A 23,685-nucleotide genomic window follows, 5' to 3' on the forward strand; every position below is an offset into this window, starting at 1 on the left:
GGACAGCGGGCTGAATGTTTGCCATGAAATTTGCGACAAATGGGCAGCCAATGCCGAAAAAGTTGTGCTGTATTACGAAACGGAGGACGGCGGTGACGGCGTTCTTACCTTTGCCAAGCTGAAACAGGCGTCCGCCCGCTTTGCCAATTACCTGAAATTGCAGGGAGTGGGCAAGGGCGACCGTGTTGCGGGTTTGTTACCGCGCACCCCGGAACTGCTCATTGTTATGGCGGGCGCTTGGCGCATTGGCGCTGTCTATCAACCGCTGTTTACGGCGTTCGGCTCTGGCGCCATCGAATACCGCCTGGAACGGGCAAGCACCAAATTGATTGTCACCAACCCGGAAAATCGTTCAAAACTGGATGACGTTAAAAACTGCCCGCCGGTATTGTGTGTTGATTCGGCGGAAGCTGGCCATGGTGATGCTGACTTTTATCAGGCGCTGGGCGAGCAGTCCGACCAATTTGAACCGGTGTTGATTAAAGGCACTGATCCTTTCCTGCAAATGTTTACCTCGGGCACCGTGGGCAAGCCCAAAGGGGTGTCTGTTCCAGCCCGGGCGCTGTTGTCATTCTACGTTTACATGCGCGATGCGGTGGGCCTTCGTGACAGCGACACATTCTGGAACGTGGCAGACCCGGGTTGGGCCTACGGCTTGTACTATGCGGTTATCGGACCGCTGCTGATGGGTCACGCTACCCACTTCAATCCCAACGCGTTTACCCCTGAAAGCACCTACGACATGATCCGCAAGTACAAAATCACAAATCTTGCGGCGGCGCCCACGGCCTATCGGTTGTTAAAAGCGAATGATCACGTGCTTCCTGAAGGTGAAAATCTCGGGCTACGGGTAGCGAGTAGCGCCGGTGAGCCCTTGAATCCAGAAGTGGTTAACTGGATTCGCCGTCGTCATTTCTGCGAGGTAAAAGATCACTACGGCCAGACTGAAACGGGCATGACCTGCTGCAACTTCCACGGTTTGGCGCACCCGGTAAAAGAGGCTGCCATGGGTTTCTCATCGGTAGGCCATCGTGTGGTAGCACTGAATGAAAAGCACGAAGAGGTGGGTGCCGGTGAAGCCGGGCAGGTCGCGATTGATGTGGCTGCATCACCTTTGTTTCATTTCGATGGCTACACCTGGAGTGAAAAAGATCCGTTCGCCCATGGTTACTACCTGACCGGCGATATGGCCATTAACAACGGCGACGGCAGTTTCTCGTTCAGTGGGCGCGACGACGACATCATTACCACCTCAGGTTATCGAGTGGGGCCAGCCGATGTTGAAAGCTCATTGTTGGAGCATCCGGCTGTGGCGGAATCTGGCGTGGTAGCCAAGCCCGATGAAAAGCGTGGCGCCATCATCAAGGCCTACGTGGTGATCAAAAGTGACCAGATTCCGGCCGATGACCAGGTTCTGAGAGAAGAACTGCAGAACCATGTGCGCCGGCGTCTGTCCACCCACGCTTTCCCACGGGAAATCGAGTTTGTTGACGAGCTGCCAAAAACGCCAAGCGGCAAGATACAGCGCTTTATTCTGCGCGACCGCGCCAGGGAAGACGCCAGCGAATGAAGGTGACAATAGAGCAGTTGCAGGCTTTTCTAAACGAGCAGTTTCCGCAAGGCGCCGCATTCGGCACCCTGTGCGAGCTGGGCGATGGCAGCGCTGAAATGATGCTCGACGTAGACGAAACCCATTTGCGCCCAGGCGGCACCGTGTCTGGGCCGGTGATGATGGGGCTGGCGGATGTCACGCTCTACGCGGCGCTGCTGTCCAGAATCGGCTTGGTGCCGCTGGCGGTTACCACCAACCTGAATATCAATTTTCTACGCAAGCCAGTGGCGCACCAGCCCATATGGGCCCGTGCCACCATGCTTAAGGTGGGTAGAACAATGGCGGTAGGGGAGGTGTTTATATATTCTCGGGGAGTCGAGGAGCCAGTCGCGCACTCCACGATGACCTACTCCATACCGCCGCAACGCTGAAAGATGGTCTTCAGCGTTACGTCCACAAGTGGTCAGCAAAAAAACACGGAAAACTTGCGGAAGTAAGAATTGACGTTTACGTGTACGTCAATTCAATCTATGATTAGTTGTGATGTACAACAATAACAAAGGCAGATTGGCTCATGAGCGAAGAGTACGTGCTGGAAACGCGCAACCTCGTTAAGGAATTCAAAGGCTTTGTCGCCGTTGACGACGTTAACCTGAACATCCGCAACGGCCATATTCACGCGCTGATAGGGCCTAATGGCGCAGGAAAGACCACGGTGTTTAACCTGCTCACAAAATTCCTGATTCCTACTCGAGGCCAGATTTTATTCAATGGTCGCGATATCACCACGATGAAATCCGCCGCTATTGCGCGCGAAGGGGTGGTGCGGTCGTTTCAGATTTCGGCGGTGTTCCCTCACATGACGGCCCTGGAGAACATCCGGGTGGCGTTGCAAAGCTTTGAAGGCAACTCATTCAGTTTTTGGAAATCCGGCAACTGCCTGAACAAATTGAACCATCGCGCAATGGAGTTGCTGGATTCGGTAGGGCTCGCAGACTTCGCCCACATTACCACCGTCGAGCTGGCTTACGGCCGCAAGCGCGCGTTGGAACTGGCCACCACTCTAGCGATGGAACCGCAGTTGATGTTGCTGGACGAGCCCACCCAGGGAATGGGTGCTGAGGATGTTGGGCAGGTGGTCGAACTGGTGCGCAAAGCAGCCGTGGGCCGCACAGTGCTGATGGTGGAACACAACCTGAGTGTTGTCAGTAAACTCTGCGACCGCATCACCGTGCTGGCCCAGGGTGCCGTGCTTACCGAAGGCGACTACAAAACCGTGTCGGCAGACCCGCGGGTGCGGGAAGTTTATATGGGCAGCGCCAGCGATTCTAAGGCGTCAGAAAAGGAGGCAAACGCATGAGCCCGGCTGTCCAAAACCAAGTTGGAAAAAAAGACTACGAACAGCTCCGTGTTTCTGGCTTGCATGCGTTTTACGGCGAATCCCACATCCTTCACGGCATTGATCTGGTGGTGAATCGGGGTGAGCTGGTAACCCTGCTTGGGCGCAATGGCGCCGGGCGTAGTACCACGCTCAAAGCTATTATGAACATGGTGGGCCGGCGCACCGGTTCGATCATGATCAACGGTGAAGAAACCATGAGCTGCGCGCCCCACCACATAGCGCGTCTGGGCGTGGGATTCTGTCCCGAACACCGCGGAATTTTCGCGGCGCTGAACGTAGAGGAAAACCTGACGTTGCCGCCTGTTGTGCGCAGTGGTGGTATGAGTCTGGAAGAAATTTACACCATGTTTCCTAACCTGTATGAGCGCCGCGCCAGCCCTGGCACTAAACTGTCAGGCGGGGAGCAGCAGATGCTGGCTCTGGCACGCATTCTTCGCACCGGTGCCAACATGCTGCTGCTTGATGAAATTACCGAGGGCCTGGCCCCGGTGATTGTGGAAAAGCTGGGTGAGGTTCTGATGAAGCTTAAAAGTAAAGGTTTGACTATTATTCTGGTAGAGCAGAATTTCCACTTCGCTGCGCCTCTGGCGGATCGGCACTACGTGGTCGAGCATGGCCAGATTGTGGAGGAAGTAAGTGCTTCAGAGCTGGACTCCAAGCGCTCTTTGCTGAACGGCTATCTGGGGGTGTAATCACAAAAACTTGCGGAACGAGGCTCAATAAAAACAAGTGTAAGTGCAGTAAGCGACGTTGAAAACCAATAAAAATCACGCATGAACGTAGTGGAGAAATAACAATGACAATGATAAAAAGCTGCTGACCACCGCCATAGCGACACTCTGATGGCCGGCGCTGCCCAGGCAGAAATTTCCAATGATATGGTTAAAATCGGCTATTTGGCCGATATGTCAGGCACCTATCGTGACCTAGCTGGCCCAAATGGCCTGATAGCCCTGGAAATGGCTGTGGCCGACTTTGGTGGCCAGGTGAACGGCAAAAATATTGAAATCGTCAGCGCAGATGACCGCAACAGCCCGGACGTTGCCTCCAGCACGGCGCGTCGCTGGGTTGAAAATGACAACGTCGACATGATTGCCGGCCTGGTGGCATCGTCGGTCAGCATCGCGGTCAGCGACATTCTGGAAGAAAGTGGCAAACTGGGCATTGTGTCCGGGTCTGCGGCCTCCAGCATTACTAACGAGCATTGCACGCCCAACCATATCCACTATGTGTATGACACCTACCCACTGGCTAACGGCACCGCCAGCGCCATCGTTAAAGAAGGTGGCAAAACCTGGTTTATCCTCACCGCCGATTACGCCTTTGGCCACGCTCTTGAGGCAGACGTAACAAGGGTAGTGGAAGCCAACGGTGGTGAAGTCATTGGTACTATTCGCCATCCTTTCCCGACTCCGGATTTCTCGTCATTTATTCTACAGGCCCAAGGCTCTGGAGCGGATGTTGTGGCTCTGGCCAACGCCGGTGCAGACACAACCAACGCTATCACTACGGCCGGCGAGTTTGGGCTTACCCAGTCGGGCCAGACGTTGGCCGCCTTGCTGCTGTTCCTCACTGACGTACACGCACTCGGCGCTGAAGCGGCCCAGGGTATTCAGCTGACCACAGGCTGGTACTGGGATATGAACGCCGACGCCCGTGCCTGGTCTGATCGCTTTATGGAAGAAACCGGAGTGCGCCCAACCATGGTTCATGCCGGCATTTACTCCAGCACCATTCAATATCTGAATGCAGTAAAAGCCACGGGTTCAGACGAAGCTCAAGCAGTGCGCAAGCAGATGATAGCAACGCCCATCAACGATATGTTCGCCACCAACGGCCGCATTCGTGAAGACGGCCGCATGGTCCACGATATGTACCTGGCGCAGGTGAAAACCCCGGCCGAGTCTACAAACGAATGGGATCTGTACAACATCGTGCGCACCATCCCGGCTGAAGAAGCTTTCCGCCCGCTGTCTGAAAGCCAGTGCCCGCTGGTAACCAGCAAGTAAGCAGTTGAACCACGGGGCCCCCGGCAATCCCGGCGGGGAGCCCTCGGACTCAAGCAGAACGGGCACCAACCTCTGGTGCCCCCTGCATTGCTTTTGGAGTTAGCTACATGTCCATGATTCTGGGAGTCCCTGTCGCTGTGCTTTTCGGCCAGTTATTGCTTGGGCTGATTAACGGAGCCTTTTACGCGCTGTTGAGCCTGGGCCTCGCTGTCATTTTTGGTCTTCTGAAAATTATCAACTTTGCCCACGGCGCCCTTTATATGCTCGGCGCCATGGCCACCGTTATTCTGTTCGATACCCTGGGTATCAGCTATTGGGCGGCGCTGTTTGTCGCGCCGATTCTGGTGGGCTGCGTGGGTGTTGCCATCGAGTATTTCCTGCTGCGTAAAATCGCCGGTCAGGATCATATTTACAGCCTATTGTTGACCTTTGGCGTCGCGCTGATAATTCAGGGCGTGCTGACCAACATGTACGGCGTGTCTGGCTTGCGTTACTCCATGCCTGACGTGTTCAAAGGCGGCATGAATCTGGGCTTTATGTTCCTGCCTTATTATCGCGCCTGGGTTATCGTGATTGCGCTATTGGTGTGCTTTGGTACCTGGTTCATGATTGAAAAAACCAAGCTCGGTGCTTATCTGCGGGCCGGCACCGAAGATTCGCAACTGATGCAGGGCTTTGGCATCAACGTGCCCTTGCTGGTTAGCCTTACCTACGGCTTCGGGGTGATGCTGGCGGCTTTTGCCGGCGCATTGGCGGCACCTATCTACTCGGTCACACCGGTGATGGGCTCGCACATTTTGATTGTGGTGTTTGCGGTGGTGGTAATTGGCGGCATGGGGTCTATTGCTGGTGCGATCATCACCGGAGTTCTGATGGGGGTGGTAGAAGGGCTGACCAAAACCTTCTACCCGCCGGCTTCGTCGGCGGTGATTTTTCTGGTGATGGTGGTTGTGCTGTTCGTGCGTCCATCCGGCTTGTTTGGAAAGGAGGCGTAACCATGAGCAATTCCGTAAATCCGGCGGATATTCACAAAACCATGCTCGACCAGCAAAAATCAGAACATCGCAGGCGTTTAATATTGAACCTGGTGCTGCTGGCGCTGCTTATGGTGGCACCGATGGTGATGTACCCGGTGTTTTTGATGAAAATACTGTGCTTTGCCCTGTTTGCGGTTGCTTTTAACCTGCTGCTGGGCTTCACCGGTTTGCTGTCGTTTGGTCATGCAGCCTTCTTGGCCAGTGGTGCCTATACCACCGGTTATCTGTTAACCACTTTTTCGGGTTTGAGTACCGAGCTTGGCATTATCGCAGGCACGCTGGTGGCAACTTTGCTGGGTCTCGGCTTCGCATTGGTGGCTATTCGCCGCCAGGGTATCTACTTTGCCATGATCACCCTGGCGCTGTCGCAGCTGGTTTTTTTCTTCTTTGTCCAATCGAGTTTCACCGGCGGCGAAGATGGCTTGCACGGCATACCCCGTGGTCAGTTCCTGGGGCTGATTGATTTGAATGATAATCTCAACATGTACTATTTTGTGCTAGCAGTGTTTTTAGCCGGGTATCTTCTGGTGCAGCGGATTGTGGACAGCCCTTATGGCCAGGTGCTCAAAGCCATTAAACAGAATGAGCCACGGGCGATTTCCCTGGGCTATAACGTCAACCGTTACAAGATCATCGCTTTTGTGATTTCTGCAGGCCTGGCAGGTTTGGCGGGGTCCATGAAAACCGTGGTGTTCCAGCTGGCCTCTCTCAATGACGCCCATTGGCACATGTCGGGTGAAGTCATTCTGATGACGTTGCTGGGCGGCACCGGAACCCTGTTGGGCCCGGTGGTGGGCGCGGCTTTTGTGGTTAACCTGGAATATCAGCTGTCGCAAGGCCCCCTGGCTGACTGGGTAGATGCCATTCTTGGCACTATCTTTGTACTGACCGTACTGATGTTCCAGAGCGGGATTGTTGGCCAGGTACAGAAGTTCATGAAGAAAAATATCGGTTAATCATAAGATATAAAGTAGGGGACAGATTTCAAATCTGTCCCCAAAATCGATCCCCGGTTTTGGCATTAAGAAAGGCGGCCACTGCGCCGCCTTTTTTCGTTGCGGCGCATAATGTACCAGGCCACAAACGCCACCAGCGATACTGCCAGAATAATCAGCGTGGCCAGCGCGTTAATCTTCGGCGACACACCCATGCGCACTGACGAGAACACAACCATCGGCAGGGTGGTGGCGCCGGGGCCAGACACAAAGCTGGCAATCACCAGATCGTCCAGCGATAGGGTAAACGCCAGCAACCAGCCAGACGCCAGCGCCAGGGTAATCACCGGTAGGGTCACGACAAAAAACGTTTTTAGTGGGGTGCAGCCCAGATCCATGGCGGCTTCTTCAATCGAGCGATCCACTTCCTGCAAGCGCGCACTAACCACCACAGCCACATAAGCGCTGCAGAAAGAGGTGTGGGCAATCCAGATGGTGACCATGCCGCGGTCTGCGGGCCAGCCGGTCAGTTCTGCCAGTTGCACAAACAGCAGCAACAGCGACAAACCGGTGATCACCTCAGGCATTACCAGCGGCGCGCTGATCATCGCCGACAACAGGGAGCGCCCACGCATACGTTTGAAGCGGGTCACCACAAACGCGGACAAAGTGCCCAGGCACACTGCCATGCTGGCCGCGTAAAAGGCGATTCTTAAGCTCATCCACACCGCAGACAGTATCTGTTGGTCTTCAAACAGCGCGCCGTACCATTGGGTAGAAAACCCCGCCCATACCGACACCAGGCGTGACGCGTTAAACGAATACACCACCAGCACAAACATCGGCAGGTAAAGAAACAGCAAGCCGATGACCAACATGAAGCGGGAAAAACTGAGTCCGCAAGCATTAACCATGTTTTGACATCTCGCGGCTCTGGAAGCGGTGGAAAAGCACAATGGGTGCCAGCAGCATGACCAGCATGACAACCGCCAGAGATGACGCCACCGGCCAGTCGCGATTGTTGAAGAATTCTTCCCACAGCACTTTGCCGATCATCAGCGTGTCTGGGCCGCCCAGTAGTTCTGGAATTACAAATTCACCCACCGCCGGTATAAACACCAGCATGGAACCGGCCAGAATGCCGGCTTTTGACAGCGGCAGGGTAATGCTCCAGAAAGTGGTCAGTGAGCGACAGCCGAGATCCGAGGCGGCTTCCAGCAAGCGCGTGTCCATTTTTACCAGATTGGTGTAAATGGGCAGCACCATAAACGGCAGATAGGCGTAGGTAATGCCCAGAATCACGGCAAAATTGGTGTTCAGCATTTTCAGTGGTTCGTTGATCACTCCTAGCCACAACAGCAGGCTGTTCAGCAGCCCTTGATTGCCCAGTATACCCGTCCACGCGTACACCCGAATCAGAAACGAGGTCCAGGTTGGCAGCATAATCATCAGTAGCATCACCAGCTGCCAGTGCTTGGGCATTCGCGCCATGGCGTAGGCCATGGGATAGCCCAGCAGCAAACAGCATACGGTGGCCAGGAACGCGGTTTTCAACGACCCCCAATAAGCGGCCACGTAAAGGCTGTCTGACAGCAGAAACAGATAGTTGCCAAAATTCACCACCACCGACAGGGTGTTTTCTGCGAACCGGAACACCGGCTCGTAGGGTGGAATGGCCATGACCGAAGAGGTCAGGCTGATTTTCAGAATCAGTGCAAAAGGCAGCAGGAAAAACAGCATCAGCCATACAAACGGAATGCCAAACAGCACTCGCCGATTGAACAGCCGTGTGCGTACCCGCGCCATTAACGAAGCGGGAATTGGGTCCCTGTTCATGACATTAATTCCAAAGCAGAATGGGGCTGGAAGCTTCCCAGGACACAAACACTAAATCGCCCCAGGTTGGCCGCTCACCGCGGCGTTCCACGTTGGCCATGGTGGCTTGAACGCGCTTGCCGCTGGCCAGTTTCACGTAATACGAGGTGATATCGCCCAGATAGGCGATGTTCTCGACCGTACCCTGGCTCCAGTTGAACTCACCCTCTGGCTTGTCCTTGGTCAGATAAATTTTCTCTGGCCGCAGGGCAATCAGGGTATCGGTGCTCTCTGCCGACGTGGTTACGCCGCGGTCAATGAACACCGGTGCGTCTAACAGCTTGCTGGTCAGAAGAATAGTGTCGGAGTTGTCTTCCTCAATGCTGGCTTCAAAGATATTCACCGAGCCAATAAACTCCGCCGTCATGCGGCTGTTCGGGCTTTCGTAAATATCGATGGGCGAGCCCACCTGTGCAATCTGGCCGTAGGACATAATGGCTATTCGGTTGGCCATGGTCATGGCTTCTTCCTGGTCGTGGGTCACCATCAGACAGGTGGCGCCCACGTTTTCCAGAATATCCACCAGCTCCAACCGCATTTCCGAGCGCAACTTTTTGTCTAGCGCGCCCATGGGCTCATCGAGCAGCAACAGTTTTGGCCGCTTGGCTAGCGAACGGGCCAGGGCCACACGCTGTTGCTGGCCACCAGACAGCTGCTGCGGCATGCGCTTGGCGTAGGCTTCCATTTTTACCAGCTTGAGCATGGCCGCCACCCGCGCGGCGATTTCGGCTTTTGGCAGTTTGTCCTGCTTCAGGCCCATGGCGATGTTCTGCTCCACGGTCATGTGCGGGAACAGAGCGTAAGACTGGAACATCATATTGGTTGGGCGCAGGTAAGGCGGCAGGCCGGTAATGTCCTGCCCGTCCAGCACAATGCGGCCGCTGTCTGGGGTTTCAAACCCGGCCAGCATGCGCAACAGAGTGGATTTGCCAGACCCGGAACCACCCAGAAGGGCGAAGATCTCGCCCTTGTTGATGTTCAGGCTGACGTCGTCTACCGCCAGTGTACCGTCAAAGTTTTTGGAGATTCCCTGAATGCTGAGTAGCACCTTCGCGCTTGCGGAGGTGCTTGCGCCATCCGCCACCCCTAGCGGCCCGACTTTACGCTGGTCCAGATGCGGGTCATCAGACGCTGTGCGTCTTGCGGCCGGCCCTGCATCAGGTAAAGGTTGTCCATAACGGATTCCGTCGGGTAAATGGATGTGTCATTCAGGATATCTGCATCCACAAATTCGTTTGCCGCCAGGTTGGGGTTGGCGTACCACACATAGTTAGACACCTCGGCGATGATGTCCGGGCGCATCAGGAAGTTCATTAGCTTGTGGGCGTTGTCCACATTGGGTGCGCCGACCGGGATGGTCATCATGTCAAACCACAGTGTGGCGCCTTCTTTGGGGATGGTGTAGCGAATCACGTTGCCGTTTTTGGCTTCTTCAGCGCGGGCGGCAGCTTGCTGTGGTCCAACGCCACAAAGGCTTTGGCAGAAATCTGCCTGGCCACGTAGTGGTTAGAAGGCACCACCAAATCGTAGCCGGAACGGCCCGATAAGAGTGCGGCTTCTAGCACTTCGTTGCTGTCGTACACGTCATAAATGACTTTAATGCCGGTTTCTTTGGTGAACTTCGCCAGGGTATCTTCGGCGATATAGTCCGACCAGTTATACACACGCACTTCTTCCGCAGCGAGTGCAGAGAAAGCGCAAAAAGACAAGGCTATAGCGGCGGCCAGCGCCTGTGGCTTACACAACTTGAACATTTTGGAGTCCCTCACTTAAAAGGGATGAATACAAAACGTGCAGGACGCACGCGGTGTTGTGCAAGTTAGCTGAGGGAAGGCCGCACTGCGACTCCTTTGAGGCTCGTCCTTGCTACGGCGGTGGGGAACCTGCCGTATTTGTTCGTTTTTTAACACGAGGACGCACGGAGCGCTACAAAAATTTTTGTTGCGAGTTATAGGTTTGTACGGATGGGTGTATTTCTCGTCTTGGCGACTGAGGGTGATCGCAGGTTCGTAGCCTCACTGGGGCATTTTGGTGAGTATTTTAGGGTCAGGCTCGACACGCTCAATTCAGCGCGAGCGTAACAGCCTGGTCGGCATGAATGTCTGTTGTGTCATAAAGTGCAACCTGTGTATCGGAGGCTTGGATGAGCAGGCTGATCTCGGTGCACCCTAAAATAACGGCCTGCGCCCCTCGAGCGGCCAATGCAGCGACCACATCAAGATACCAGGCCTTTGACTCAGGATTAACAATGCCCTGACACAATTCGTCGTAGATTATTCGGTGTACCACAGCCCGTTCGTTATCATTTGGAATGATAACGGTAATGCCCTTTTGCTCAAGCCGTTCCCGGTAGAACGCCTGTTCCATCGTGAATTGGGTGCCAAGCAGTCCCACCGAGGTTATTCCATCGTTGAGCAGCTCTTTAGCGGTGGCGTCGGCAATATGAAGCAGGGGTATGGCCATGGCCTGCTCAATTTGCGGGGCGACCTTGTGCATGGTGTTGGTGCAAATAACCAGAAAATCAGCTCCGGCGGACTGCACGGATTGCGCTGCGGCGACCAGTATTTTGGCTGCCCCCTCCCAGTCGCCCTGGTGCTGGAGCGCTTCAATCTCGGAAAAGTCCACGCTGTAGAGTATGAGTTTTGCCGAGTGGAGCCCGCCGAGCTGTTCTCGTACTTTCTGGTTAATCAGGCGGTAATAAGTCTGAGTTGATTCCCAGCTCATACCGCCGATGAGGCCAATGGTTTTCATGCAACCTCGTTGTTAGAAAGGCACCGGTTTCCTGGGCGTAAAATAAGGAGTGCGTGTCTCAGGTAAAGAAAGTGTCAGCCTAAAAACATCTTTTTGGCCAGTGGTAGGCCGCGTAAACCGCTCACTGCCACGGCCGTCAACAGCCCTCCAATCATCGCGCCTACTACGCCGCACGTCATGATGTCCTGGCCTGTCAGGTACAGGCCGGGGATGCGGGTTTTGGGTTTTAGCCAGTCCTGCTCGAAGCGGTCTGGAGTGTGTGCCACGCCATAAATCTCGCCCTGGCTGTAACGGCAGAAGTGATGGGTAGAAAGCGGCGTAGACAGCTCGTAGTAATCCACTTTTCCCTCCACATGCGGGAACTTCTGGTATAGCTTGGTCAGCAAACGCTGGGCGTATTCTTCCTTTTTGGCTTCGTAGTCGCCACCGCGCTTGCCCCAGATTTTGCCCGCCCACTCGGCATACCACTCAAACGGACCGGGAGCGACAATTTCGATGGTGGCGCGGCCGGGGTAACGTTCGGCGAAGCTGGGGTCCTTGGCAGAGGGGAAAGAAATGTAGGTGAGCGGGATGTCGTTGGCGTCAGGATCATCCATAAAATCCTGTACCTGCTGCTCGTAATGGGGGCCGGGGTAAATCCAGTAATTGGTTTTTGGCAAGCCCAGATTTTCAGCGGTGTCTTTCAGGCCTATGTACAGGCAGTTGCTGGCCATGGAGCGTTCTACCGTGGTCAGCTTGTCCTGATAGTAGTCCCAGCTTGGTGCCGCTTTTGGCAGCAGCGTGTTGAAGGTGTTAAACACACCGGCGTTGCTGATGACCAAGGGTGCCCGCACCTCCTCACCGTCGGCCATGGTGACACCCACGGCTTTGCCATTTTCAATCACGATACGGGTGACGTCAGCGTAGGTGAAGACTTCGCCGCCGCTTTTCTGAATGACCGGCATAATGGTTTTCGCCATTTCTGACGCACCGCCGATCGGGTAGTAACCACCGTGTAAATAATGCCGGGCAATCAGCGCGTGGATGATAAAGCTGGACTGCGCCGGCGGCAGGCCGTTATCGCCCCATTGGCCGGTGAGCACGGCAATCAGTTCCTGGTTGGAGGTCAGGCTTTCCAGAACCTGGCGAGTCGGTTTGTTCAAAAACGCCGGCGCCTTACGTTTTGTAATTTTCGCCAACGGGCCTACGGCCAGATCAGGCAAAATCTTGCCCAGCACAATGCCAGGCATGGCCTTGGACACCTGGCGCAAGTAATCCAGATAGGTGTCGATGGCGCTGGTTTCATCCGGGAAAGCTGCGACCAGCTCCGCCTTAAAAGCCTCCGGCCCAGCGACCAGATCTACGTGTTTGTCGCCCAGAAAAATCCGGTCGAAGTGGGCGTCCATGGGCGCCCACTTCAGCTGGCCATCGGTGATGTGGTCAAACAGGCGCCGGCCCAAGGTGTGGCTGGTGCCCATATCTCCTATGTAGTGCACGCCCACATCCCACTCGTAGCCGTTACGGTCGTAACTGTGGGTAAAGCCGCCGGCGGTGTAGTGCTGTTCAAACACTGCCACCTTTTTACCCAGTTTGCTCATGCAAGCCGCCGCGGCCAGCCCGCCAATGCCAGAGCCAATCACAATGGCATCATAAGGGCCCTTCAGGCGGTTGGCACGGTAGCGATGGCCAACGCGAATCGAGCTGGGTTTTGGCTTTGGTCGGGATGTCGAACCTGGCATAGGTGCTATTTTTTCAACCCCATCTCTTCGATGGACATTTCCCGCATTTTGAACTTCTGGATCTTGCCGGTCACCGTCATCGGGAACGCCTCCACAAATTTGTAGTTCCGCGGAATCTTGTAGTGGGCAATTTGGCCTTTGCAGAATGCGATCAGGTCATCGGCATCGACCGAGTCTGCATCGGGCCGAAGTTTCACCCAAGCCACCAGTTCTTCACCGAACTTTTCGTCTGGAACGCCGGTTACCTGAACTTCTTCAATGGAAGGGTGGGTGTACAAAAACTCTTCAACTTCTTTCGGATAGATGTTTTCGCCGCCACGGATCACCATGTCCTTTATTCGTCCGACAATCTGAATATAGCCGTCCTCATCCATGGTGGCCAGGTCGCCGGTGTGCATCCAGCCCGCATCGTCTATGGTTTCGCGGGTTTTTTCGGCGTTGTTCCAATATTTCAGCATGACGCTGTAACCGCGGGTGCACAGCTCTCCAATCTCGCCGCGGGGGACTATATTACCACTGGCCGGCTCAACAATTTTGCTTTCCAGGTGGGGCTGGGTGCGGCCTACGGTGGTCACCTGCTTCTCGAACGGATCCTGGGCGCTGGTCTGGGTAGATACCGGGCTGGTTTCGGTCATGCCGTAGGCTATTTGAACTTCCTTCATGTTCATCTTGCCGTTGACCTTTTTCATCACCTCGGCCGGGCAGATAGAGCCGGCCATAATGCCGGTGCGCAGGGTCGACAAGTCGTAGGTTTCAAACTCTGGATCTGCCAATTCCGCAATGAACATGGTGGGCACGCCGTAAAGCGCAGTCGCTTTTTCCTGGTGCACGGCCTGCAACACGGCTTTTGGCTCAAAGCCTTCGCCGGGGTAGATCATGGTAGAACCGTGAGTGACGCAGCCAAGGTTGCCCATCACCATGCCAAAGCAGTGGTAAAGGGGCACCGGAATGACCAACCGGTCCTTCTCGCTCAGGCGCTGGCTTTCGCCGACAAAAAAGCCGTTGTTAAGGATGTTGTGGTGGGTAAGGGCGGCGCCTTTCGGGCTGCCGGTGGTGCCAGAGGTGAATTGGATGTTGATAGGGTCGTCGAATTGGAGTTGGCTTTGGATCTTGTCGACGCTTTTCTGGTCGACCTGATCGGCAAAGCCGATAAATTCGTCCCAGCTCCACATGCCTGCGTGTTGTTCTGTGTCCATATTAACCACTGCACGCAAGTCCGCCAGGCGCCGGGCTTTGATCTTACCAGCGGTGCTGGCTTTCAGTTCGGGCGCCAGTTCATAAAGTGTTTTACGGTAATCAGACGCTTTGAATCGATCAGCGGTGACCAGCACGCTTATGCCTGACAGGTTCATGGCGTATTCCAGCTCATGGGCACCGTAGGCGGGGTTTATATTTACCAGAATGGCGCCTATTTTGGCGGTGGCAAACTGGGTAACGGTCCATTCGTAACGGTTGGGTGACCAGATGCCCACCCGATCGCCACGCTTGACGTCGATGGCCAGGAAAGCTCGCGCGGCCTGGTTGACCTTGGCCAAGAATTCTTTATAGGTCCAGCGAATGTTTTGATGCAGGCTCACCAGGGCTTCGTTATCGGGAAACTTTTTAGCGGTGCGGTCGAGCATTTCACCGATGGTCATGCCCAGCAGTGGGGTTGTGGATGGCCCGCTTGTATAACTCGGTAAAGAGTAACTTGGTAAAGAGTCGCTAGGAAGAGTCTGAGTCATTGTCTGCCTCCATTTGTTGTTGTTCAGGACGGTCCGGCGCACCGGCGCATCGGCTAAAAAAGTTAACGGTACCGTTAGCGGGCCTGGCTGTGATATTCGGGATTAGGTCGCATATCGCTGGTGATCGCTACGCGGTTCGACATGTTGTAGAAACCGATCACGTTGCCCAAATCCCAGATGCCGCCGTCACTAAAACCAGCGTCGCGCAAGGCTTGCACCTGTTTTTCGCCGACGGTGGCGGGAGAGCGGGTCAGGAGCGAGGCGTAATCCAGCATGGCTCGCTGACGTTTATCCAGCGTTGCGGTTCGGTAGTTCATCACCAGGTGCTCGCCTAAAGTCGGGTCGCCACTCATAACACGCACGGCGGCGCCGTGGGCCACCAGGCAGTAAAAGCATTTGTTTTCCGCGGACACCACCACGGCCACCATTTCCCGCTCCAGCTTGCTAAGCTCGCCTTCGCCCATCATCAGCTCGTTGTAAAGGCGGGAAAAACCATCCAGCTGTTTCAGGTTCTGGCTGTAGGCGGTCAACACGTTTGGGATCATGCCCAGCTTTTCCTGGCAAATTTCAAAGTACTTACCAACGTCGTCCGGTAACTCAGCAAGTTCGGGAATAGGAAGATCAAGAGCGACAGCGTTGTTTTTGTGATTCATGTCAGATCCTTTTATTAAGTTCAAGGTGCCATTAGCGAGAGTCAGGTTCTGCCAGAGCCAGTCCGACCTTGGAGCCGTTGCGGCGCTTCAGGCGATAGCTGATCCAGTTTCCTGTCGCCACCAGCTGGCGCAGATCAACGCCGGTTTCAATGCCCAGCCCATCCAGCATGTACAGCACGTCTTCGGTGGCCACGTTGCCAGATGCACCCTTGGCGTAGGGGCAGCCACCCAGGCCGGCCACGGAGGCATCTATCACCGCCACGCCTTCTTCTAGCACCGCGTACAGATTGGCCAAGGCCTGGCCGTAGGTGTCGTGAAAGTGTGCCGCCAGATGCTCTACCGGCACATGACGGGTCACGGCTTCGAGCATACGCTTGGCCTTGGTGGGGGTGCCGGTGCCAATGGTGTCGCCGAGTGAAATTTCATGGCAGCCCATATCAAACAGGGCTTTGGCCACCTCGGCCACTTTGGCCGGGGCAATCTCGCCTTCGTAAGGGCAGCCCAGCACGGTGGACACGTAACCACGTACTGGAATACCGTTGTGCTTTGCGGCTGCCATTACCGGAGCAAAGCGCTCAAGGCTTTCGGCGATGGAGCAGTTGATGTTTTTCTGGCTGAACGATTCTGAGGCCGCGCCAAACACGGCCACTTCGCTAGCACCAGCGGCCAGAGCGCCTTCAAAACCACGCAGGTTGGGCGTCAGCGCCGAATAGCACACACCGGGCTTGCGCTCGATCAGTGCCATCACGTCGCTGGCGTCAGCCATTTGCGGCACCCAGCGTGGTGATACAAAGCTGGCGGCTTCCACATGGGTAAGCCCGCACTCTACCAAACGCTTGATCAGCCGAGCTTTTACTGCGGTAGGAACCACCGGGCCGGGCTCGTTTTGCAAACCATCGCGGGGGCTCATTTCTACCAGTCTTACACGCTTGGGAAAGGCCATTAGCCTGCCTCCTGTTGCTCGCTTTCAGTCTCTACTTGCACTGCGATCAATTCTGCGCCTTCCGCCACCTGATCACCCTCGGCGTAGAAGATGTCGGTGACTACGCCATCGGCTGGCGCCTTAATGGCGTGCTCCATTTTCATGGCTTCCATAATTACCAGAGTTTGGCCGCTGACTACTTTATCGCCTACTTTCGCCTGAATCGCCACTACTGCGCCGTTCATGGGTGCGGCCAAGCTGCCTTCGCTGGCCATTTCTTCAAAGCCGTAGGTTTCACGATAGACCACACACGGGAAGCTCTGCCCTTGATGGAACAAGACCAGTTGATCGTTATGCAGGTTGCCGTGCACGCTCAGACGGTGGCCGTTTACCACCGCTTGCAGGTGATCATCGTCGAGCCGGGCATTCAGATTGTAAAGGCTGCCGTTTACCGTCACCTGATAGCAGTCGTCTTGCTCCAACACCTTCAGTTCGTGGATGTCGTCGCCCACTTTGAACTGCAATGGTTGAGCGTATTCCGAGTTCATGCGCCAGCTGTTCTGGCGACCGAACGGCGACCAGGGATCCTGGGCGTTCACTTCACCGGCTTTGCGCTGCTCCAGTACGAAGCCAGCGGCCAGTACCAGGGCTTTTTGAGTGTCTAGCCGTGATTTCGGGAACAGCAAATCATGATGGTCGTCGATGAACCCGGTGGTCAGCTTGGCCTCGCGGAAGGGCTGGGCGTCGGCCAGAGCGTGCAAAAAGCGGATGTTGGTTTTCACTCCTGCGATGCGGTAGCTTTCCAGCGCCTGCACCATGCGGTTGATGGCCTGTTCACGGGTTTCATCCCACACAATCAGCTTGGCAATCATCGGGTCGTAATGAATGCTTATTTCGTCGCCTTCGGTCACGCCGGTGTCTACCCGTATGTGGGCGTTTTCATCGGGCGTAGTCAGGTAGCGCAGGGTACCGGTGGCGGGCAGAAAATCCTGATCCGGGTCTTCGGCGTAAATCCGCGCTTCCAGTGCGTGACCACGGGTTTTTACGTCGTCCTGCGCCAGTGGCAGCCGGTCGCCCCAGGCCACTTTCAATTGCCATTCCACCAGATCCTGGCCGGTGACCATTTCGGTGACAGGGTGCTCTACTTGCAGCCGGGTGTTCATTTCCATAAAGAAGAACGAGCCGTCGACGTCGTAGAGGAATTCAACGGTGCCGGCGCCAACGTAATGTATGGCTTTTGCGGCGGTTACAGCGGCTTCACCCATGGCCTTGCGGGTGTCATCACTCAGACCGGGTGCGGGGGCTTCTTCCAGCACTTTCTGGTGGCGCCGTTGTACCGAGCAGTCGCGGTCGGCCAGGTACACGCCGTTGCCGTGCTGGTCGCAAAACACCTGAATTTCCACGTGGCGGGGCTGGGTCAGATAGCGCTCGATCAGCATATCCGGGTTGCCGAACGCGTTTTTAGATTCACGCTGGGCGGCGGCCAGGGCTTCATCAAACTCGCCTATGTGCTCCACTACTCGCATGCCTTTGCCACCGCCGCCGGCGACGGCTTTCAGTAGCAGCGGAAAACCGCAATTTTCGGCTTCGGCGCGCAGGGTTGCCAGTGCCTGGTCGGCACCGTGGTAGCCGGGCACCAACGGCACGCCGGCTTTGCCCATAATCTCCTTAGCGGCGGATTTGGAACCCATGGCGGCGATGGCCGAGGAGGGCGGGCCAATAAACACAAGATTATTAGCCTCGCAGGACTCGGCAAAGCCGGTGTTTTCGGACAGAAATCCGTAACCGGGATGAATGGCCTGGGCGCCGCTTTTCAGCGCGACCTCAATAATGATATCACCGCGTAAATAGCTTTCAGAGCTGGCGGCGGGGCCAATGCGAAAGGCCTCGTCGGCCATGGCCACGTGGCGGGCGTTGGCGTCGGCATCGGAGTAGACAGCCACACAGCGGATACCCATGGCGTGTGCGGTTTCTATGATCCGGCAGGCGATTTCGCCACGGTTGGCGATCAGTATTTTTGTAAACATCAGTGTTGGTCCTCTGGAACCCAGCTGGCGGCACGTTTTTCAAGGAAAGCGGCAAGGCCTTCCTGGCCTTCTTGTCCCACGCGGATATCAGCAATGCGCCGGGCCGTGTCTTCAATCACATCTGCACTCAGTGGCTGTTGGCTGACGGCAAAAATGAGCGCTTTGGCGGCGCCCATGGCTTGCGGGCCATTGCCGGCAAGCTGCAGCAGCATTTGGTCGCAGCGGGTTTGCAGGTCGTCGTTATCGCTCGCAACAATGTGGACCAGCCCGAACTCGCAGGCCTGATGGGCATCGAATACTTCCGCCGTCAGAAAATAGCGCCGCGCCTGGCGTTCGCCGATGGCACGCACCACGTAAGGGCTGATCACAGCTGGAATCAGCCCCAGCTTCACTTCGCTTAAGCAGAACTTGCTTTGTTCGGTCGCAATCACGATATCGCAGCAGGCTGCAAGGCCCACGGCACCGCCAAAAGCGGCACCCTGAACCAGCCCAATCACTGGCTGTGGCAGGCTGTTCAGCACTGACATCAGGCGCGCGAGCTGCCGTGAATCGTTCAGGTTTTCCTGTTGGCTGTTGTCGGCCATGCGCCGCATCCAGCCCAGATCGGCTCCGGCGGAAAAGTGTTTGCCTTCGGAGCGCAGTACCACCACGTTAGTGCTGCTGTCTTGCCCGATCTGTTCGAACGCGGCAATCAGCTGGCTGATGATCACGTCGTCAAAGGCGTTGCGTTTTTCGGGGCGGTTCAACACCACCTCGGTCACGCCGGGGCTGCGGGTGTTGATCACAACGGCCAGATTTTGGGCAGAGTTTGGCGCCGAGTTTGGGGCAGAATTTGGTTCGGTCATGGTCATTCCCCCGTTACATGCGGAACACGCCGAAGCGTGTTGGCTGGGCGGGGCGGTTGAGTGTGGCCGACAGACTCAGAGCCACTACTTCGCGGGTTTGGGCAGGATCTATCACGCCGTCGTCCCACAGGCGGGCACTGGCGAAGTAGGGGTGGCCCTGGTGTTCGTAGGTGTCAATAATGGGTTGTTTAAAGGCGGCTTCGTCTTCTCCGCTCCAGGTTTCGCCATTGCGTTCCATGCCGTCGCGGCGAACCTGTGCGAGTACACCGGCAGCCTGTTCGCCACCCATTACGGAAATGCGGGCGTTAGGCCACATCCACAGGAAATCAGGGCTGTAGGCGCGGCCGCACATGCCGTAGTTTCCTGCGCCGAAGCTGCCGCCGATCAGTACGGTAATTTTTGGCACGTTGGCGCAGGCGACGGCCATCACCATTTTGGCTCCGTGTTTGGCAATGCCTTCGGCTTCGTGCTTCTGGCCCACCATAAAGCCGGTCACATTTTGCAGGAACAGCAGCGGAATATTGCGCTGGCAGCAAAGCTCTATGAAGTGCGCGCCTTTTTGGGCGGATTCGCTGAACAGGACGCCGTTGTTGGCAATAATGCCTACCGGATAGCCGTGCACATGGGCAAAGCCGGTGACCAGAGTCTGACCGTAATAGCGTTTGAATTCGTCGAATTCTGAGCCGTCGACAACGCGGGCGATGACGTCGCGCACGTCAAATTGTTTGCGCAGGTCGGTGCCGACAATGCCGTAAATTTCGCTGGCGTCGAACAGGGGCGCTTTGGGTTTGCGAATTTGCACGTCTGCGGGTTTACGGCGGTTCAGGTTAGACACGCAGCGGCGCGCGATGTCTAAGGCGTGGGCGTCGTTTTCGGCGTAATGGTCGGCTACACCGGACACTTTGCAGTGTACATCGGCACCGCCCAGATCTTCGGCGCTGACCACTTCACCGGTGGCGGCTTTGACCAGAGGTGGGCCGGCCAGAAAGATGGTGCCCTGGTTGCGCACGATGATGGATTCGTCGGCCATGGCCGGTACGTAAGCGCCGCCGGCGGTGCACAAACCCATCACCACGGCAATCTGGGGGATGTCTTCGGCGGACATGCGGGCCTGGTTGTAAAATATGCGGCCGAAGTGATCACGATCGGGGAACACTTCATCCTGGAGCGGCAGGTAGGCGCCGCCGGAGTCTACCAGGTAGATACAAGGCAGGCGGTTGGCGAGAGCGATTTCCTGGGCCCGCAGGTGTTTCTTGACGGTCAGCGGGTAGTAGGTCCCGCCTTTTACGGTGGCGTCGTTCGCGATGATCATGCATTCGGTGCCGTTAACGCGGCCGATACCGGCGATCAGACCGGCGGCGGGTATGTTGTCTTCATAGACGTCATAGGCAGCGAGCTGGCCGATTTCGAGGAACGGCGAGCCGTCGTCCAGCAAGCGGTTAATACGTTCCCGGGGCAGCAATTTGCCACGGGCAATGTGGCGTTCCTGGTAGCTGGGGCCGCCGCCTTGCTGGATAGTGGCAACCTTTTCTCGCAGGTCGGCTACGGCGTCGGCCATGGATTGGTGTTTGGCCTGAAATTCTTCAGATCTGGAGTTGATCTTGCTTTGTAGTATTGTCATAGCCTTGGTTTCCGTGCATCGGGCCTGGAGTGTTTGGCGTTGGCCTCAGGCGAACTTCCACCGCGGGGACAGATTTCAAATCTGTTCCCATCGCCCTCACCGCAGGGACAGATTTTAAATCTGTCCCCGGTGTCTTACTTGTTCAAAAACAGCTCTCGCCCAATCAACATACGCCGTATTTCCGACGTGCCAGCCCCGATTTCGTACAGCTTGGCGTCGCGCAGCAGGCGGCCGGTGGGGTAGTCGTTGACGTAGCCGTTGCCGCCCAGCAGCTGGATCGCGTCCAGGGCCAGTTTTGTGGCCATTTCGGCGGAGTAGAGGATTGCACCGGCGGCGTCTTTGCGGGTGGTTTCACCGCGGTCGGCGGATTGGGCAACCATGTAGACATAGGATTTGGCGGTGTTCATGTAGGTGTACATGTCGGCCACTTTGCCTTGTACCAGTTCGAATTCGCCGATGGCCTGGCCGAACTGTTTGCGTTCGCGGATGTAGGGCACAACCACGTCCATGGCGGCTTGCATAATGCCCAGCGGGCCACCTGCGAGTACCAGGCGTTCGTAGTCGAGGCCGCTCATTAGCACTCGGGCACCGCCACCGAGTTGGCCAAGGATGTTTTCTTTGGGTACTTTGCAATCTTGAAACACCAGTTCGCAGGTGTTGGAGCCGCGCATGCCCAGTTTGTCGAGTTTCTGGTGGCGGCTGAAGCCAGGTGCGTCGCGTTCTACGATGAAGGCGGTGATGCCTTTCGAGCCGGCTTTCACGTCAGTTTTGGCGTAGATCACGTAAACGTGGGCGTCAGGGCCGTTGGTGATCCACATTTTGTTGCCGTTCAGCACGTAGTGGTCACCGGCGTCTTTGGCGCTCAGTTTCATGGAGATGACGTCGGAACCGGCGTTGGGTTCAGACATGGCCAAAGCGCCTATGTGTTCGCCGCTGAGCAGCTTGGGCAGATATTGCTGTTTCTGCTCTTCGGTGCCGTTGCTGTGAATCTGGTTCACACACAAATTAGAGTGGGCGCCGTAAGACAAACCTACCGATGCGGAGGCGCGGCTGATTTCTTCCATCGCAATTACGTGGGCCAGGTAGCCCATGCCGGAACCGCCGTAGGCTTCGTCGACGGTGATGCCGAGCAGGCCCATGTCGCCAAACTTTTTCCACAAATCCATGGGGAATTCGTTGGACCGGTCAATGTCTGCCGCACGCGGTGCAATTTCGCGGGTGGCGAAACCGTTGATTTGCTCGCGCAGCATGTCCAGGGTTTCGCCAAGGCCGAAGTTCAGTTCCGAGTATTGCGATTTCATGATGATCACCTTGTTGTTGGGTCGTCAGAGCTGTGTTGCCGTCTGTTTTTTCATTTGCAGTTCGCTCAATGCTTCGAGGCAGCGGGCCTCGGCGTTTTCCATTTCCATTTCCACAATGGCGATGTCTTCTTTTTGCTGCGCTAGCGCCTGGCGGCGGCGAGTGATGGTTTGCAGCATCAGCAACAGCTGTTTTTCGTTACCGCTGGTGGTTTCGTCCCACAGGTCAAACAATTCTTTGGTCTCGGCCAGCGACAGCCCCATGCGTTTACCGCGTAGGATCAGTTTCAGACGCACCCGGTCTTTGGAGCTAAAGATGCGGGTTTGGCCCTTACGGCTGGGCTTTAGCAAGCCCTGATCTTCGTAAAAGCGAACGCTACGGGTCGTTACGTCAAACTCCTGAGCCAGTTCGCTGATGCTGTAGGTCTTCTTTGCAGCCATTGAGTGTTTCCTTTTTTTGTCAGGTTAGTTAAAGTTTACGTAAACGTAAAGCATTTGATTGTATTGTTATCCACAGCAACGGGAGTATCCGATGGAATTTCAGAACGTAGCGGCCATTGTAACAGGCGGTGCATCTGGCCTTGGCGAAGGCGCAGCGCGGGCGCTGGCGGCAGCGGGTTGCAAGGTAGCGATTTTCGATTTGCAGAAAGAACGCGGTGAAGCCGTTGCAAAAGAGTTGGGGGGAATCTTTGTTGAGTGCGACGTCAGTTCCGCCGCAAGTGCCGAAGCGGCTTTCGCCAAAGCCAGCGAAGCACATGGTTTTTGTGGCGTTGCCGTAAACTGCGCAGGCGTTGCCACCGCAGGTAAGATTTTAGGGCGCGAGGGTGTGCTGCCACTGGAAAATTTCAGTAAAGTGGTGCAAGTCAATCTGATCGGAACTTTTAACATACTGCGACTGGCAGCGGCGGATATGGCCCAGCGTGAACCCAATGCCGACGGTGAACGGGGCGTTATTATCAACACGGCGTCTATCGCGGCTTATGAAGGCCAGATTGGTCAGGCGGCCTACAGTGCGTCCAAGGGCGGCGTTGTTGCCTTAACTCTGCAGGCCGCCCGTGAGCTGGCGCGTGAGGGTATTCGGGTGAACACCATCGCCCCTGGGCTGTTTATGACGCCGATGATTGCCGGCATGCCGCAGGAAGTACAAGACAGCCTGGCAGCAACCTTGCTGTTTCCGAAGCGCCTGGGTAAGCCGGAAGAGTTTGGCATGATGGTGGACCAGATGGTGCGTAACCCGGTGCTGAATGGCGAAGTCATCCGTCTTGATAGCGCTTTGCGTATGGCCCCGAGATAAGCGGTCCTTCAGCAATTTATCA

General features: G+C 56.0%; 20 protein-coding genes and 2 pseudogenes. 8 read left to right on the top strand and 14 right to left on the bottom strand.

All coding sequences use genetic code 11. The annotated features are described in order from the left end of the window. The 7 genes and pseudogenes from MELB17_RS16700 to MELB17_RS16730 form a co-directional block, all read left to right on the top strand. A partial coding sequence (locus tag MELB17_RS16700; protein WP_007351488.1) for an AMP-binding protein occupies window positions 1-1,570 on the top strand: 1,570 nt, incomplete at its 5' end. Next, window positions 1,567-1,983, top strand: a complete 417-nt coding sequence (locus MELB17_RS16705) for a PaaI family thioesterase (RefSeq protein ID WP_007351489.1) — start codon at window positions 1,567-1,569, stop codon at window positions 1,981-1,983. The genes MELB17_RS16700 and MELB17_RS16705, both read left to right, overlap by 4 nt. A 143-nt stretch (window positions 1,984-2,126) precedes the next feature. Next, entirely contained in the window at window positions 2,127-2,912 is a 786-nt protein-coding gene (locus MELB17_RS16710) for an ABC transporter ATP-binding protein (RefSeq protein WP_007351490.1), read from the top strand. Beyond that, a complete protein-coding gene (locus MELB17_RS16715; RefSeq protein WP_007351491.1) occupies window positions 2,909-3,646 on the top strand; it encodes an ABC transporter ATP-binding protein in 738 nt (245 codons plus the stop codon). Before MELB17_RS16710 ends, MELB17_RS16715 begins: the two co-directional genes overlap by 4 nt. A gap of 121 nt (window positions 3,647-3,767) precedes the next feature. Continuing rightward, window positions 3,768-4,963, top strand: a pseudogene (locus MELB17_RS16720) (ABC transporter substrate-binding protein). Between the two features lie 107 nt (window positions 4,964-5,070). Beyond that, window positions 5,071-5,958 (top strand): branched-chain amino acid ABC transporter permease, encoded by an 888-nt coding sequence (locus MELB17_RS16725; protein ID WP_007351493.1) that lies wholly within the window; start codon window positions 5,071-5,073, stop codon window positions 5,956-5,958. Between the two features lie 2 nt (window positions 5,959-5,960). Continuing rightward, window positions 5,961-6,956, top strand: a complete 996-nt coding sequence (locus MELB17_RS16730; protein ID WP_007351494.1) for a branched-chain amino acid ABC transporter permease — start codon at window positions 5,961-5,963, stop codon at window positions 6,954-6,956. A gap of 65 nt (window positions 6,957-7,021) precedes the next feature. On the opposite strand, the gene MELB17_RS16735 is transcribed toward MELB17_RS16730, so the two are convergent. The 14 genes and pseudogenes from MELB17_RS16735 to MELB17_RS16800 form a co-directional block, all read right to left on the bottom strand. Continuing rightward, the gene (locus MELB17_RS16735) at window positions 7,022-7,849 is read right to left on the bottom strand and encodes an ABC transporter permease subunit (RefSeq protein WP_007351495.1); all 828 of its coding nucleotides are present in this window, start codon (window positions 7,847-7,849) and stop codon (window positions 7,022-7,024) included. Next, entirely contained in the window at window positions 7,842-8,741 is a 900-nt protein-coding gene (locus MELB17_RS16740) for an ABC transporter permease subunit (RefSeq protein ID WP_007351496.1), read from the bottom strand. Before MELB17_RS16740 ends, MELB17_RS16735 begins: the two co-directional genes overlap by 8 nt. 34 nt (window positions 8,742-8,775) lie before the next feature. Next, a complete protein-coding gene (gene potA, locus MELB17_RS16745) occupies window positions 8,776-9,894 on the bottom strand; it encodes a polyamine ABC transporter ATP-binding protein (protein WP_007351497.1) in 1,119 nt (372 codons plus the stop codon). Between the two features lie 2 nt (window positions 9,895-9,896). Beyond that, a pseudogene (locus MELB17_RS26365) lies at window positions 9,897-10,564 on the bottom strand (extracellular solute-binding protein). A gap of 307 nt (window positions 10,565-10,871) precedes the next feature. Beyond that, complete coding sequence (locus MELB17_RS16755; protein WP_007351500.1) at window positions 10,872-11,561, bottom strand: aspartate/glutamate racemase family protein; 690 nt, start codon at window positions 11,559-11,561, stop codon at window positions 10,872-10,874. Window positions 11,562-11,635: 74 nt separating this feature from the next. After that, window positions 11,636-13,279 carry a phytoene desaturase family protein gene (locus MELB17_RS16760; protein WP_007351501.1) on the bottom strand — a complete coding sequence of 548 codons (1,644 nt, stop codon included), beginning with the start codon at window positions 13,277-13,279 and terminating at the stop codon, window positions 11,636-11,638. Between the two features lie 5 nt (window positions 13,280-13,284). Beyond that, the gene (locus MELB17_RS16765; RefSeq protein WP_083796419.1) at window positions 13,285-15,003 is read right to left on the bottom strand and encodes an AMP-binding protein; all 1,719 of its coding nucleotides are present in this window, start codon (window positions 15,001-15,003) and stop codon (window positions 13,285-13,287) included. Between the two features lie 74 nt (window positions 15,004-15,077). Then, window positions 15,078-15,656 (bottom strand): peroxidase-related enzyme, encoded by a 579-nt coding sequence (locus MELB17_RS16770; protein ID WP_007351503.1) that lies wholly within the window; start codon window positions 15,654-15,656, stop codon window positions 15,078-15,080. 31 nt (window positions 15,657-15,687) lie between these two features. Further along, window positions 15,688-16,599, bottom strand: a complete 912-nt coding sequence (locus MELB17_RS16775; protein ID WP_007351504.1) for a hydroxymethylglutaryl-CoA lyase — start codon at window positions 16,597-16,599, stop codon at window positions 15,688-15,690. After that, window positions 16,599-18,605, bottom strand: a complete 2,007-nt coding sequence (locus tag MELB17_RS16780) for an acetyl/propionyl/methylcrotonyl-CoA carboxylase subunit alpha (RefSeq protein ID WP_007351505.1) — start codon at window positions 18,603-18,605, stop codon at window positions 16,599-16,601. The genes MELB17_RS16775 and MELB17_RS16780 overlap by 1 nt, the downstream gene beginning before the upstream one ends. Then, window positions 18,605-19,450 carry an enoyl-CoA hydratase-related protein gene (locus MELB17_RS16785; protein WP_007351506.1) on the bottom strand — a complete coding sequence of 282 codons (846 nt, stop codon included), beginning with the start codon at window positions 19,448-19,450 and terminating at the stop codon, window positions 18,605-18,607. Before MELB17_RS16785 ends, MELB17_RS16780 begins: the two co-directional genes overlap by 1 nt. A 13-nt stretch (window positions 19,451-19,463) precedes the next feature. Then, the gene (locus tag MELB17_RS16790) at window positions 19,464-21,071 is read right to left on the bottom strand and encodes a carboxyl transferase domain-containing protein (protein WP_007351507.1); all 1,608 of its coding nucleotides are present in this window, start codon (window positions 21,069-21,071) and stop codon (window positions 19,464-19,466) included. A 134-nt stretch (window positions 21,072-21,205) separates the two neighbouring features. Continuing rightward, complete coding sequence (locus MELB17_RS16795; RefSeq protein ID WP_007351508.1) at window positions 21,206-22,372, bottom strand: isovaleryl-CoA dehydrogenase; 1,167 nt, start codon at window positions 22,370-22,372, stop codon at window positions 21,206-21,208. A 24-nt stretch (window positions 22,373-22,396) separates the two neighbouring features. Further along, window positions 22,397-22,810 (bottom strand): MerR family transcriptional regulator, encoded by a 414-nt coding sequence (locus MELB17_RS16800; RefSeq protein ID WP_007351509.1) that lies wholly within the window; start codon window positions 22,808-22,810, stop codon window positions 22,397-22,399. A 91-nt stretch (window positions 22,811-22,901) separates the two neighbouring features. On the opposite strand from MELB17_RS16800, the gene MELB17_RS16805 reads away from it, so the two are divergent. After that, the gene (locus MELB17_RS16805; protein WP_007351510.1) at window positions 22,902-23,663 is read left to right on the top strand and encodes an SDR family NAD(P)-dependent oxidoreductase; all 762 of its coding nucleotides are present in this window, start codon (window positions 22,902-22,904) and stop codon (window positions 23,661-23,663) included. Window positions 23,664-23,685 lie beyond the last annotated feature (22 nt).

This window comes from Marinobacter sp. ELB17 (assembly GCF_000169375.1).
Classification (GTDB): domain Bacteria; phylum Pseudomonadota; class Gammaproteobacteria; order Pseudomonadales; family Oleiphilaceae; genus Marinobacter.

Coding starts and splice junctions, on each gene's coding strand:
- MELB17_RS16705 (WP_007351489.1), top strand. CDS start 1,567: ATGAAGGTGACAATAGAGCAGTTGCAGGCTTTTCTAAACGAGCAGTTT.
- MELB17_RS16710 (WP_007351490.1), top strand. CDS start 2,127: ATGAGCGAAGAGTACGTGCTGGAAACGCGCAACCTCGTTAAGGAATTC.
- MELB17_RS16715 (WP_007351491.1), top strand. CDS start 2,909: ATGAGCCCGGCTGTCCAAAACCAAGTTGGAAAAAAAGACTACGAACAG.
- MELB17_RS16725 (WP_007351493.1), top strand. CDS start 5,071: ATGTCCATGATTCTGGGAGTCCCTGTCGCTGTGCTTTTCGGCCAGTTA.
- MELB17_RS16730 (WP_007351494.1), top strand. CDS start 5,961: ATGAGCAATTCCGTAAATCCGGCGGATATTCACAAAACCATGCTCGAC.
- MELB17_RS16735 (WP_007351495.1), bottom strand. CDS start 7,849: ATGGTTAATGCTTGCGGACTCAGTTTTTCCCGCTTCATGTTGGTCATC.
- MELB17_RS16740 (WP_007351496.1), bottom strand. CDS start 8,741: ATGGCGCGGGTACGCACACGGCTGTTCAATCGGCGAGTGCTGTTTGGC.
- MELB17_RS16755 (WP_007351500.1), bottom strand. CDS start 11,561: ATGAAAACCATTGGCCTCATCGGCGGTATGAGCTGGGAATCAACTCAG.
- MELB17_RS16760 (WP_007351501.1), bottom strand. CDS start 13,279: ATGCCAGGTTCGACATCCCGACCAAAGCCAAAACCCAGCTCGATTCGC.
- MELB17_RS16765 (WP_083796419.1), bottom strand. CDS start 15,003: ATGACTCAGACTCTTCCTAGCGACTCTTTACCAAGTTACTCTTTACCG.
- MELB17_RS16770 (WP_007351503.1), bottom strand. CDS start 15,656: ATGAATCACAAAAACAACGCTGTCGCTCTTGATCTTCCTATTCCCGAA.
- MELB17_RS16775 (WP_007351504.1), bottom strand. CDS start 16,599: ATGGCCTTTCCCAAGCGTGTAAGACTGGTAGAAATGAGCCCCCGCGAT.
- MELB17_RS16780 (WP_007351505.1), bottom strand. CDS start 18,605: ATGTTTACAAAAATACTGATCGCCAACCGTGGCGAAATCGCCTGCCGG.
- MELB17_RS16785 (WP_007351506.1), bottom strand. CDS start 19,450: ATGACCGAACCAAATTCTGCCCCAAACTCGGCGCCAAACTCTGCCCAA.
- MELB17_RS16790 (WP_007351507.1), bottom strand. CDS start 21,071: ATGACAATACTACAAAGCAAGATCAACTCCAGATCTGAAGAATTTCAG.
- MELB17_RS16795 (WP_007351508.1), bottom strand. CDS start 22,372: ATGAAATCGCAATACTCGGAACTGAACTTCGGCCTTGGCGAAACCCTG.
- MELB17_RS16800 (WP_007351509.1), bottom strand. CDS start 22,810: ATGGCTGCAAAGAAGACCTACAGCATCAGCGAACTGGCTCAGGAGTTT.
- MELB17_RS16805 (WP_007351510.1), top strand. CDS start 22,902: ATGGAATTTCAGAACGTAGCGGCCATTGTAACAGGCGGTGCATCTGGC.